At 50.7% G+C, this 13,126-nt stretch carries 10 protein-coding genes; all 10 read right to left on the bottom strand.

Annotation, left to right across the window (positions count from 1 at the left end; translation table 11 throughout):
* Positions 1-2: 2 nt before the first annotated feature.
* The 10 genes from murG to upp all read right to left on the bottom strand — a co-directional run bounded on the left by murG (position 3) and on the right by upp (position 13,074).
* The gene (gene murG, locus C7382_RS04700) at positions 3-1,142 is read right to left on the bottom strand and encodes an undecaprenyldiphospho-muramoylpentapeptide beta-N-acetylglucosaminyltransferase (RefSeq protein WP_116679159.1); all 1,140 of its coding nucleotides are present in this window, start codon (positions 1,140-1,142) and stop codon (positions 3-5) included.
* Entirely contained in the window at positions 1,139-2,386 is a 1,248-nt protein-coding gene (locus C7382_RS04695) for an FtsW/RodA/SpoVE family cell cycle protein (protein ID WP_116679158.1), read from the bottom strand. Before C7382_RS04695 ends, murG begins: the two co-directional genes overlap by 4 nt.
* 13 nt (positions 2,387-2,399) lie before the next feature.
* The gene (gene murD / locus C7382_RS04690; protein ID WP_116679157.1) at positions 2,400-3,752 is read right to left on the bottom strand and encodes a UDP-N-acetylmuramoyl-L-alanine--D-glutamate ligase; all 1,353 of its coding nucleotides are present in this window, start codon (positions 3,750-3,752) and stop codon (positions 2,400-2,402) included.
* A 24-nt stretch (positions 3,753-3,776) separates the two neighbouring features.
* The gene (mraY, locus tag C7382_RS04685; protein WP_116679156.1) at positions 3,777-5,036 is read right to left on the bottom strand and encodes a phospho-N-acetylmuramoyl-pentapeptide-transferase; all 1,260 of its coding nucleotides are present in this window, start codon (positions 5,034-5,036) and stop codon (positions 3,777-3,779) included.
* Between the two features lie 15 nt (positions 5,037-5,051).
* Positions 5,052-6,515: a UDP-N-acetylmuramoyl-L-alanyl-D-glutamate--2,6-diaminopimelate ligase gene (locus tag C7382_RS04680; protein WP_116679155.1), complete on the bottom strand. Its 1,464-nt coding sequence runs from the start codon at positions 6,513-6,515 to the stop codon at positions 5,052-5,054.
* A gap of 9 nt (positions 6,516-6,524) precedes the next feature.
* The gene (locus C7382_RS04675) at positions 6,525-8,726 is read right to left on the bottom strand and encodes a penicillin-binding protein (RefSeq protein ID WP_116679154.1); all 2,202 of its coding nucleotides are present in this window, start codon (positions 8,724-8,726) and stop codon (positions 6,525-6,527) included.
* A gap of 9 nt (positions 8,727-8,735) precedes the next feature.
* Complete coding sequence (locus C7382_RS04670) at positions 8,736-9,206, bottom strand: FtsL-like putative cell division protein (RefSeq protein ID WP_116679153.1); 471 nt, start codon at positions 9,204-9,206, stop codon at positions 8,736-8,738.
* On the bottom strand, positions 9,206-10,141 hold the full coding sequence (gene rsmH, locus C7382_RS04665; RefSeq protein ID WP_116679152.1) for a 16S rRNA (cytosine(1402)-N(4))-methyltransferase RsmH: 936 nt from the start codon (positions 10,139-10,141) through the stop codon (positions 9,206-9,208). The genes C7382_RS04670 and rsmH overlap by 1 nt, the downstream gene beginning before the upstream one ends.
* Before the next feature lie 403 nt (positions 10,142-10,544).
* The gene (locus C7382_RS04660; protein WP_116679151.1) at positions 10,545-12,440 is read right to left on the bottom strand and encodes a peptidase U32 family protein; all 1,896 of its coding nucleotides are present in this window, start codon (positions 12,438-12,440) and stop codon (positions 10,545-10,547) included.
* A complete protein-coding gene (gene upp / locus C7382_RS04655) occupies positions 12,424-13,074 on the bottom strand; it encodes a uracil phosphoribosyltransferase (protein WP_116679150.1) in 651 nt (216 codons plus the stop codon). The genes C7382_RS04660 and upp overlap by 17 nt, the downstream gene beginning before the upstream one ends.
* Positions 13,075-13,126: the final 52 nt, after the last annotated feature.

Below are 13,126 nucleotides of genomic sequence, written 5' to 3'. Positions count from 1 at the left end.
TCCTATGCTTTTCGCTTTTGAACTAATTTCACAATCTCATCTACAATGCGATCAGCTGCCTGTGGCTTGGCAAGTGTTCGTATCTGCTCGCTGAGCGATCTCAATTCTTCGGGGTTGCGCACTAATGACAATGCCGTATTAACCAACAGTTCACCTGCTTTTGCATCAGGTATCATTACAGCAGCATCACGAGTGGATAGGGCTAATGCGTTCTTCGTTTGGTGATCTTCTGCCACATTGGGAGAGGGAACAAGGATAGTTGGTTTGCCCAAAAGACAAAGCTCAGATATGGAACATGCACCGGCTCGCGAAACAACCAAATCTGCAGCGCTGTATGCATAGTCCATTCTGGTAATGAAGTCATTGACATAACACTTGAGGCTTGGATACTTTTCGACAGCTTTTTTTGCAGTCTCAATGTAGTTCTTGCCCGTTTGCCAGATGAGGCGTACTCCACTTTCGGCCCATTTGCCCAGTTTGTCTGTAATACTATTGTTGATGGTCAAAGCCCCCAAACTTCCTCCAACGACCAAAACGACAGGATGTTCGTTTTGGTCAAACCCGAAGTGTCGTAATGCTTCTGCTCGCTCTGGTCTCCCAAATTCTATTTCAGGTCGGATGGGGTTTCCTGTAAAGACTAACTTTTCGGCGGGGAAGAAGCGCTCCATTTCAGGATATGCAACACAAATCTTCTCTGTGCCACGGCTTAGTAATTTATTTGTTACGCCGGCATAGCTGTTTTGTTCTTGCACGAGTGTTGGTATTCCAAACGAATGAGCTTTGCTTAAGATCGGTCCACTGGCATAGCCTCCAACACCAATTACAACATCCGGACGGAAATTCCTAATGGTTTTATTAGCTAACCTCATGCTACGGAATAGAGCAATGCCCACTTTGTAATTCGATAGTAGATTCTTTCTGTCGATCCCTCTGACAGGTAAGCCTACAATTTCATAACCGGCACGAGGCACACGCTCCATCTCCATTCGTCCTTCTGCTCCGACAAAGAGTATCTCACACTGCGGATATCGACGACGAAGAGCATCGGCAATTGATACGGCGGGGAAAATATGTCCGCCTGTTCCTCCTCCACTTATGATAAAACGAGGTTGGATGTTTAGTTTTGATAGTTCATCCTTCATACACCTTCGATATTCGGTTCTTGTTCGTTTAGTTCAGTAGCTTCCGCCTCAATTATCATTGGTTCGTCTGCATCTTTCTCGTTCTCTTGTGATATCCTACGTGATATACTCATCAAGATTCCAAAGGCCAAGCTAGTGATCAGATAGGAAGTTCCCCCTTTACTGATAAGCGGGAGTGTCTGTCCTGTCACGATGATGCCTGATGCCACGATGAAGTTAAACATCGCTTGTAACAGGTATAGTAGACCAAAGCCCATCAATAACATCCCTTCATAACGGCTATTGACTCGTTGTGCTAATTGAGCAAGCCTAAAAAAAAGGATGAAGTAGGCCAGAGGGATAAGTACTCCCCCGAAAATAAATCCCATCTCTTCGATGATGATCGCATAGATATAGTCAGAGAATGCTTGTGGCAGGATATCTCTTTCTATACTGTTTCCTGGTAGTACCCCGAAGAGGCCTCCGCGAGCGATAGCTATTTTTGCATGTGACTCTTGGAAATTGTCATCAGTGATCACGTACATCATGGAGTCCCGTTGCGCTGGAGTCATCTCTTTGAGAGCGGGGTCACTGACTATTCTGTTTTTCCATGTCGGTGCACGATTCGAGATTTTGCTTAGGGTTTCTCCCGGTAGTGTAAGCAACAAGAGATAAGCAAGGAGAGCTGTACCCAAGCCGACTACACAGAGCCAAAAGAGGTACTTGCTTGGAGCGGATCCTATCCATGAGATAAAGAAGAAGAAAACGGCAATGAGAATGGCTGTCGATAGATTGTCCTTCGCGATTATTAGTAAAGGGACCGCAGTTAGAACCAGAAACCATGCAAAGCGTTTTTTTGCAGATACATGCCCTAATAGCGTATATACGAAAGCCGCAACCATAACTAAAGCAATCTTCATCACTTCAGATGGCTGGAATGTAAGCCCGAAAGGCAATGGAATCCATCGAGAGGCTCCATTGATACTTGTTCCACTGAATGCAGCGATGATTAGCAAGCCCAAGGATATAAAGTATAATCCCCCTCCCATGTATTTCAGTGTAACAGCATTGAAACGTGAGACAACAATGATAGTTCCAATGGATAGAATGACAAATGCCGTATGCTTCAGAATAGGGGTCATCATCCTTCCCTGATAGGCCAAAGTGCTTGAAGCACTATAGACCTCGACTAGCGAAATGACGACAAGAAAGAAGAATATTACCCAGAGGGTTTTATCTCCTTGAAACAGTTTTTTCCAAATCATATCCCAATGGGTGTCATAGATTCAACACTTCATGACGGAATTGATCGCCTCTATCCTCATAGTTGCGGAATAAATCGAAGCTAGCGCAAGCTGGGGATAGAAGCACAGTATCTCCTTTAGATGCCATTTTATAAGCCAATGAGACAGCTTCTTGCATGGATCGAGCGTCAGCAATGCGAGCAATCTTCCCGTCGAAGAACTTATGTAGTTTGGTATTGTCTACTCCGAGGAAGATAAGTCCATCTACTTTGGACAGTACCAAGCTTTCAATATCTGTGTAGTCATTCCCTTTGTCTGTTCCTCCCAAAATGAGGATAACCTTGGTTTTCACACTTTCCAAAGCATACCAAGTGGAATTGACATTCGTGGCTTTAGAATCATTGATGTAATCCACACCTTTTACTCGTGCGATTTTCTCCAATCGATGAGGTACGTTTTTGAAGTCTTGCAATGCTTCACGGATAACCTCATTCTTGATATTCATAGCCTTAGCGGCAATTGACGTAGCCATTGCATTGTGTCGGTTATGCATGCCGGAAAGCACCAATAGTTCCTCTTCCATAGCAAAAGGAGAATTAAGATTCGTAACTACTAATTCGTTCTTGTTATTGATCCATGCAGTCGTCTGATTGGACTGTTGTTTCATCGCAAAAGGTAGGCAACAGGCTGTTGCACCATGCTCTTTCAGCCACTTACTTATGAAAGGATCTTCCTCCCAGTAGATGAAGAAGTCTTCAGAACGTTGATTCTGTGTTATCCTCATTTTAGCTTCGGCATATAGCTCGAACTGGTGGTCGTACCGATCCAAATGATCTGGCGTTATATTCAGCAGGATCGCCACATTCGCTCTGAAATCATACATATTGTCCAGCTGAAAACTACTGAGCTCTATGACATAATAGGCGTGAGGGTCGTAAGCCACTTGTCGAGCCAAACTATAACCAACATTGCCGGCGAGCCCTACGTCCAATCCTGCTTTCCGAAGCGTGTGGTATAGCCACATCGTGGTTGTTGTCTTTCCATTACTTCCTGTTATACATACCATGTAAGCATCTGTATAACGTCCTGCAAATTCTATTTCAGACACGATGCTCGTTCCTTGTGCGCATAGCTTGCAGACGATTGGAGCTGTGTTAGGAATACCCGGACTCTTGATTATCTCTCCGGCTTGTAGGATCACTCCTTCGCTATGCTGTCCTTCCTCGTAGCGGATAGCATGCCGATCAAGTTCTTCGCGATAGTTTGGTGCTATGCGACCATAGTCCGAGACGAAGACACTCAGCCCCATAGCTTGTGCAAGCAATGCAGCTCCCACACCACTCTCTCCGGCACCAAGCACAACTATATCATATCTTGATTCTATCATTTCTTTAGGCTCTTTTTAGGTTGTCTATCGCATCTTCAGCGTAGCTATTGTTATGGCAGCCATGATGATACCTACCAACCAGAAGCGAACTGTAATCTTAGATTCCGGCATGGCTCGTAATGGTTTCTGCAACCATGCATCTATCCCTGCATTGCCTTGTTTTTGGAAATGGTGATGCAGCGGGGTCATCTTAAAAATGCGATGTCCTTTGCCAGTCCTCATTTTCGTCAGCTTGAAGTAGGCTACTTGTATCATGACGGAAAGTCCCTCTATTATAAACACGAAACAAAGGATCGGAAGCAACATCTCTTTGCGGATGATCAGTGCAAAGACAGCAATGATGCCTCCCAGCGTCAGGCTGCCTGTATCTCCCATAAATACTTGTGCCGGATAGGCATTGTACCATAGAAATCCAATTGTTGCACCCACGAATGCCGAGGCAAAGATGGTTAGCTCCTCGGCTCCGGGGATGAACATGATGTTTAGGTATGTGGCCATCTCAATGTGTGAGGAGACATAAGCAAAAATGGCTAATACCACTCCGATAATCGCGGATGAGCCTGTAGCCAATCCGTCTAATCCGTCTGTCAGATTGGCACAGTTTGAGATAAAAGTGACGACAAATACCGCTACGCAGACGAAGAGAATCCATCCAAACACAATCTTCGTCTTACCTTTAAAAGGAAGGAGATCGGCGTAGTCGAAATTGTTGTTCTTGACGAAGGGAATTGTTGTTTTAGTTGATTTCACTTCTTCTTTGCTGAAGTGTACGTGCTGGACTTGTCCGTCTCTAAGCACCTCGGTGTTCTCTTTGATTACCACAGCCGGATTCATATAGAGAACGAGACCAATGATAAAGCCGAGCGCCACCTGTCCGATGATCTTGTAGCGCCCGTGCAACCCTTCTTTATTCTTGCGAAAAACTTTGATGTAGTCGTCTAAAAAACCCAATGCACCCAATAGCACTGTCGTTACGAGCATGAGTAGGATGTACACGTTGTCAAGCCGCGCGAGCAGGAGCGTCGGGACCAGAATGGAAATGATGATGATCAAGCCTCCCATAGTGGGGGTTCCTTTCTTGCTGAGCTGTCCTTCCAATCCGAGATCACGGATGGTTTCTCCAATCTGTGCTTTGCGCAGACGTTCGATAATGCGATTGCCGATAACAGTGGCCAAGAGCAAAGCCAAAATAATAGCCACTGCCGATCGAAACGACACATAGTGAAGCAGACGCGCCCCCGGGACGTGTAGCTCGTTCAGAATATCGAATAAATAGTACAACATAACTCCTATAATGCTTTATTGAAGAGTGGTTTCTCCGGACATAGCGTTGCACACTACTTCCCTGTCATCAAAGTGGTGCTTGACACCACGTACCTCTTGATAGGTCTCATGCCCTTTTCCTGCAATCAAAATGAAGTCACCTTTCTCTGCCAACATACAAGCCGTGCGTATGGCTTCGGCTCTGTCTGTGATGAGCAAGGTCTTTTTTCTGTCTTCGACTGACAGACCCACAGCCATCTCTCTGATAATTTCTTCCGGCTCTTCATCGCGAGGATTGTCCGAGGTCAAGATAAGCCGCTCACTCCTGCGGGCTGCTTCCTGAGCCATAATCGGACGTTTGCCCTTGTCCCGATTGCCGCCGGCTCCTACGACAGTGATTACCTTGCATCCTTTGGCTAACGGTCGGATGGTTTCTAATACGTTGACGAGTGCATCCGGCGTGTGCGCATAGTCCACGATCGCCACGTAACCTTGGGGTGCAGTAAAGGTTTGGAATCGACCATCTACAGAGGTCAAACCCGATAGAATGCGGAGCACCTCGTCCTTGTCTTGTCCCAGTTCGCAAGCTGCGCCATAGACTGAGAGGAGGTTATAGGCGTTGAAGTCGCCAACCAAGCGGACAAATACTTCCGTATCCCCTATATACATGTCCATTCCGTCGATATGCCTTTCTGCTATTTTGGCACGGTAGTCTGCCAGAGTTTTCAGTGCGTAGGTTTTTATACGGGCTTGAGTATTCTGAACCATGGTTAGTCCATTCTTGTCATCGGCGTTCACGAGTGCAAAAGCGCGGGTGTCAAGACCATCGAAAAAACTCTTTTTGGCACGCAGATACTCGAGTACAGTCCCATGATAATCGAGGTGGTCTCTGGTGAGATTGGTAAAAATGCCGCCATCGAAGTCGAGGGCACCAATTCGTTTCTGTGCGGCAGCATGCGAGCTGACCTCCATAAATGCATACGTACAGCCGGCATCTACCATCTGTCGAAAGAGGGCATTTAGCGCCAGGGGCTCCGGGGTAGTATGTGTAGCCGGTACAGCAAGCTCTTCAATATAGTTGCATACGGTGCTCACCAGCCCGACTTTGTACCCGAGTTGGCGGAAGAGACGGTAGAGTAGTGTAGCTACAGTCGTCTTCCCATTGGTGCCGGTCACACCAATGAGGGTGAGTGCTCGCGAAGGGTGGCCATAGTGTGTTGATGCCAGAGAAGCCAAGGCTTCCGCCGTATCACCAACGCAGATGAAGCAGCAATCCTCCGGCATTTCTGACGGCAAGACCTCTACGACAAAAGCTGTTGCTCCCTGAGCGATTGCCTGTGGTATATAAGTGTGCCCGTCGGCCTGTGTGCCACGCACGGCAACGAAGAGCGAACCGGCGGTCGCCTTGCGAGAGTCTGATACCACTTCCCCGATCTCTTGACCTGTATTGCCGTGGACGGCAGTCGGGTGCAACTCAGCTATATAATGTTCGAGCTTCATTCTTTCAAATTACATTGATAGGTCTATTACTACAGTCTGTCCCTGGCTCACTTTCGTTCCGTAGTTAATGGATTGTCTCACTACGTGTCCCCATCCGTTAGTCCTCACCTTGAGTCCTGATAGTTGGAGCATATAGAGCGCATCCTGAGCCGAGAGGCCGATTACATTGGGCATTACGCCTCGTTGTGCTTGGCTCATGACTCTCAGTCCGATCTTTTCGTTTTCCTCCGTAGGGCGTATCCATCTGCTTTTGCCCGATGCTGAAACGTCTTTGATGGGGACCTTCAGAGCCTGTAAGGTGGATACGATTGGCTCTCGTTGTCCGGCACTCACCCAGGGTAAGAGCTTGATGTTTGGTAACGGACTCACCGTATCGAAGGGTTCAGGCTCTTGAATGGCAAGCAGTTTTTCTGCTATTTGGCGTACCACTGCCCCGGACACACCACCACCCGACGGATACACACCGCGGGGGCCACGCACCACGACCATGCAGGTGTAGCGCGGATTCTCAGTGGGGAAGTAGCCGCAGAAGGAAACTAAGTGCATCGTGCCACCTGCATGGTACCCCCCCTTGCCCTGTGATATCTGTGCCGTACCCGTCTTTCCGCTGATGTTCACAGTCGGGCTCTTGACGGGTGCTCCGGTGCCTTTGGTCACGACATTGGTGAGCATATCCTGTATGGCCAGCAGAGTAGATCTCTTGCAGATGGAGTCGCGCATGACGGTGGGTTTATTCTCCCGAATCACTTCGCCCTTGTCCATCACTTTGGTTACGAAATAGGGACGCATCAAGCGCCCGCCATTGGCGATGGCATTGTAGAAAGCCAACGTGTGGATGGGAGGGATCTGTGTCTCATATCCGAATGACATCCATGCCAGTGTAGTGCCGTACCAACGGTCGGGATTGTCGGCGCGCTTGCGCACAACGGCGGGAGCTTCGCCCGGAATTTCCAGATCGAATTTGTCAGTGATGCCGGTGCGTCGTACAGCTTCCACATACTTGTCCGGGTCGTGAGCGAAACCTTTGAGGATTATTTTGGACACGCCCACGTTGCTGGAATACCAGATGGTCTGCGCTGCTGTGATCGAGCCGTATCCGCCTTTGTGTGCATTGTGGTCGCGCACTACGCGTTTGCCCACGGAGAAGAGACCATTACCTGTCTCGATAATATCATTCGGATGTACGACTCCGGCATCGAGAGCGACCATCATCGAGACAGTCTTGAACGTAGAGCCCGGCTCCGACATATCCGATACGGCATAGTTCTTGGCCTCTATGTAGCCGCCTGATGCTGTGCGTTGGAGATTGGTGATAGCCTTGATCTGTCCCGTTGCCACCTCCATCAGGATTGCGGTGCCGCTCTCTCCCATCACCTCTTCGAGCTTATTGCGAAGCTCTACCTCCACGATGCTCTGCATATCCATATCCAGCGTTGTGTACACGTCGCAGCCTCGCTTGGGCGGATCTATCGTATTCAAGATGCGCCGCCCGCCCACATAGATGCGCGATCCCTTGCCAATCTCGCCTCTGAGCAGGGAGTCATAGTGTAGCTCAATGCCGTTTTTCCCTTGTGAGAGCCCTTCATCCATCGAGCCATAAACACTGCCGATGGTGCGACTGCCGAGCGAGCCGAAAGGCATCATGCGCTTGGCTTTCTCTTCAGGCCGAATGCTGCGGGGGATGGGGCCGAGGCCTTTGCGAGGTACGGCTGCCAATGGAGGCATATCGTATAGCTCCTTCATCTGCAGGTAGGATATGTCCTTATTGATCACCGGCCAGTAGCGGCTTTTCTTAGCCATGCCCTGTCGCCAGTTTTTCTTCAGGTCGGCAGGACGTATGCTCTCAGATGAAGTCGATAGCTTGCGGCTGATGCTCAGTGCAAGGGTGTCGAGAAGTTTGTTCAAACTGTCCGGCTTGAGGAGTTTGATGGGCTCTGCCTGAAAGTCGAAGTAGAGACGATAGTACGGAGCAGTGATGGCTACTGCGCGTCCGTCTGCAGCGTATATATTGCCTCGGATGGGAGCCAGATCCACAGGTTCGGGGCGGTGTAGTGTCTCCCCTATAGCGCGCCATTTGTCGCCCTCAACAAAGATCGTCTTCAGAACCTTTGCAAAGACAACGAGTAATACCAGAATCATGATCGCACCTACGATGCGATAGTGTCTCACGGCCTTGTTGACCACCGGATTGTTTCTCTCTTCCCTTTTCATGGCTGTGGCTTATTTTTTCTTGTCGGTGCTGCCGGTGGGACGATAGAGAATATACGGAGGCACCTGTGAGAGTGTCAGCGCGAGGTTTTGCTCTTGGATGGCTTTCTCCACGTTTAGCTTCTGACTCATGGCGGTAACTTCCGAAGCTTTGAACAAGGCTCGGTAGCGATAGTCTCGCACTTGCTCTTCCAGGCGGCCTATCTGGCGCACTTGATCAATGGCTTCATAGCCGTTCCAGATGTTGACTATGGACATGAACACGAGTACCAATCCCAATCTCAAGTTGCTTGCTACCCAGGGATGCTCCAGAAAAGACCCCCCCATCACGCCCCAAAAGGTGTTCTTTCGCTTCTGATTCGTGGGTTGGGCCGTGGGCTGAGGAGCCGACTCATCAGCCTGAATCTCCCCCTCTTGGGGAGGAGTCTCATCATAGAGGATATCTTCCTCGTCGTCTATATAATGTTTCGTTGTGTCGGTCATTATATTTTTTCTGCTATTCTCAGTTTGGCACTTCGTGAACGGGGGTTTGCGGATAGCTCGTCCGCTGAGGCTGTGACGGGCTTGCGCGTGATTGTGCGCCACGGACTGGTCGGTGCTCCGTAGAGCCGCAGATGGTCATCGTCGGGAGCCTGCACGCTTCCGTAGCGTAGGAAATTCTTCACGATCCTGTCTTCCAGCGAGTGATACGTCATCACTACGAGACGACCGCCCGGACGTAGGCAGTCAAGAGCAGCGTGCAGCATCTGCTCCAGTGCTCCCAGCTCATCGTTCACTTCTATGCGCAGGGCTTGGAAGATACAAGCCAGCTGCTTCTTCACCTCACGGGGCGACACGAGTGGGCGTACAGCTTCCAGTAGTTGCCCCACAGTCTGTAGGCCGCCCGATGTGGCCGCTCGGTGTTGGACCACGGAGGCTGCTATGCGGCGTGCCTGCTTCAGTTCGCCGTAGTGATAGAAGAGATCGGCCAGTGCATCTGCTTCGTATTCGTTGAGGATGGTCGCTGCACTCTTGCCGGCACGGGCGTTCATGCGCATGTCTAACAACGGTGTCTCTGACCGGAAACTGAAGCCGCGCTCTTCCTCATCGAAGTGATGTGACGAGACACCCAGGTCTGCCAGTATGCCGTCTATATGGTCTTCTCCGTAATAATCCATGAAGTTCCCGAGGTAACGGAAGTTGGAGGCCACAAAGACAAACCGATCGTCGTCGAGTGCATTGCGAGAGGCATCGGCATCTTGGTCGAAGCCGTACAATCTCCCCTGTGCGCCCAATCGTTCTACGATGGCGCGCGAGTGGCCGCCTCCGCCGAAGGTTACGTCCACATAGCGTCCGTCCGGACGGATTGACAATCCCTCCAAACATTCTTCCAACATCACCGGAATGTGATAAACGTTCTCTTTATCAGGATTATACATACAGGACTATTCTCTCTTCTTTTCGCTTGTGGTCATGATGCTATAGAGACGCTTCAAAGTTAGCTATTACCCCCTAAAGAATAAGACTTTCTTGTACTTGAACGGAAAAAACTTATTAACAACGAAGGTTGAGACGCAGCGAAAAGCGTTAAGTATTGTTGTCGGAAAAAGAGTTTAGACATCCCCTTTCGGGGACATGGGCATATTGGCGAAAAAACACACGCCAAATTTTTTTTGAATACGCGCCAAAAAGAAAAATAAATGGCGCGAAAAAAAATAATTTCTCGCGCCATAATGGACAGGATTTTGGCCTGCAATTTTTCTGAAATTGCTCCGTCGTCAATCGGAATGTTAATAAGACGTAAAAACGCGGTGTCGTACCATCAGGGCAGAAAGCGGCCGATCAGCCCACGTCATCCAGATAGACAAGCATCTGACAGTGCTTGCAGTCGAACTCCAGTCTCAGACGCGTCTCATCGCGGAGCAGGTAGTACGGCTCGCGGTAGGGTGAGACTTCCCGCTGAAAAACGGGACAGTAGCCCAGATGGTAGCGCAGGCAGTGCTTGGAAAACATAAGGGGGGCCGAACGTACATGTTTGCGCTCGAAAGCCGGTTGAATGGAGGTGTATCCCATTTCGCGGTAGAAGGCTTCGGCTTCGCGGTTCGCCACGTTCGAGAGGAAGGACAGGGAGCGACGGCCATCCTCCGACGGGGTAGGGGGCTTGGGCGTGCGACGGGGGGCAGTCTGCTCCTCGTTACGCTCGGGAAGGGCTGACGCAGCCGTCACAAAGACTTCTACTGCTCTTCGCCTGAGCTGTCCGATGAGTGAGAGAGGGATGAAGTAGTTGCCACTCATTCGGATGCTTACGGATGTGGCTTCGAGTGGAGTGCCACCGAGTTTGGAGAGATTCTTCCGTAATTGCTCTTCGTCGAAGCGGTTGGCCGGTTCGTGTGCAGCCTCGATCATGGCTGTCGCCGAAGGATAACCCTCAGATTCGATCGTGAGAGTAAAGCCCGAGGGACAATCGCTCAGTGTGAGTGAGACGGGGAGGAGGCGGACGGCCGACTGCTCCTGCGACAGGGCTTTCTCGAAGCGGATGTCGTAGTTGCGGAAGACTTCGGTCCCCTTTGCGATGCCGACAGGATTGTCCACCTGTAGTCGTCCGTCCGGCAGTACTACGTTCACACGCGTGCCGCTCATGCTGCCGTCGGGATGGATTAGGTATAGGCCGTCGCCATTGGACAGGGCCGTTGGGCCATTTGAGTTATCGGTTTGGAGGTGGATGCCTATTCGGTCGCGATCTACTGTGGAAACACGGCCTATGTGAGCTCCGCGACTTTTGTTGGATTCGGGCGTGATCAGTGTCGAAGCGTCACGCTTGCCGCTGAGGAGCAGATCGGTGAAGCCGCGATTGAAGCTCTTCTCCGGAGCAGGATGGAAGGCAAGGGCGCTGCGCCCGCGCGAAGCTCTGCGGTAGCGATCGGGGTAGCGGCTGAGCAATTCGTCCAGCAGACGACGGTAATGTGCCGTCACATTCTTGACGTAGGAGATGCCTTTGAGTCGGCCTTCGATTTTGAAAGAGGAGATGCCGGCTTCGAGCATGGACTCCAACTCCGCGGAGCGATTCAGATCCTTGAGTGACAGGAGGTGCTGCTCGCTACGGATGATGCGCCCGTCGGCATCGATCATGGTGTAGGGTAGTCGGCAGAGCTGTGCGCAAGCTCCTCGATTGGCACTCCGACCGGTCACGGCTTCGGACAGGTAGCACTGCCCGCTTAGGCTCACACAGAGGGCTCCGTGGACGAAGGCTTCCAACGCCACAGAGGTCTGGTCGGCTATGCTGCGTATCTCGGGGAGGGAAAGCTCGCGAGCCAAGACGACTTGCTCGTAGCCCAAAGATTCGAATAGATGTACCTTCTCGGCGGTGCGTATGTCGCACTGTGTGCTGGCATGGAGGGCTATGGGTGGCAGGTCGAGGCGGGAGAGAGCCATGTCCTGCACGATGAGAGCATCGACCCCCACGCGGTAGAGCTCGTGACAGAGGCGTTCGGCCTCGGTTAGTTCCTCGTCATAGAGGATGGTATTGAGCGCCACATAGACCTTGGCACGGTAGAGTCGCGCAAAGCGTACCAGCTCTCCGATGTCCTCGACGGACACACCGGCCGAAGCGCGAGCTCCAAACGCGGGTGCACCTATATATACAGCATCGGCACCGTGGAGGATGGCGGCCTTCCCGATGGCGAGATCCTTAGCCGGAGCCAATAGTTCTATGGTGCGAGGCTCAGAGCTTCTCGCCATAGGCCAAGTCACCGGCGTCGCCTAAGCCCGGCACGATGTACGAATGCTCGTCTATTGTAGGATCAAGAGCTGCCAGCCAGATGGTCGTATTCTCCGGCATGACGCTGCGTACGTAGTCCAATGCCTGTTGGCTGGCAATAATGCTGGCGATATGAATATGTGCGGGAGTACCCTTGGTGAGGAGAGCTTGGTAGGCCAATTCCATGGAGCTTCCTGTGGCGAGCATGGGATCGGATATGATCAAGGTCTTCCCTGTAATGTCCGGAGCAGCGATGTATTCGATGTGAATATCGAAGTTGAGCCGATCCTTGTACTTCCGATAGGCGGAGACAAAGGCGTTCTCACAATAGTCGAAGTAGTTTAGGAACCCTTGGTGGAAGGGGAGTCCTGCACGCAGGATAGTGGCCAGCACGACCTTATCTCCGGGAACAAGACATTGGCACTCTCCCAATGGGGTGGTGACAGTGCGCTTTATCTGTGTCATTTGTTTGCTGATCTCATAGGCCATTACTTCGCCTACGCGCTCAATGTTGCGACGGAAGCGCAATCGATCGTTTTGGACGGTGACATCGCGCATCTCCATGACAAATCGATTGAGAAGGGAGTGTCCGGCACCTAAGTGTATTACTTCCATTTTTGCTCTTTATGAGGTGAGTTATGCGAAGGCGCCTCAATCGTTTTTACGC

It is taken from the genome of Porphyromonas loveana (assembly GCF_003096695.1).
Classification (GTDB): domain Bacteria; phylum Bacteroidota; class Bacteroidia; order Bacteroidales; family Porphyromonadaceae; genus Porphyromonas; species Porphyromonas loveana.
This window is presented reverse-complemented; position numbering and strand designations above follow the sequence as displayed.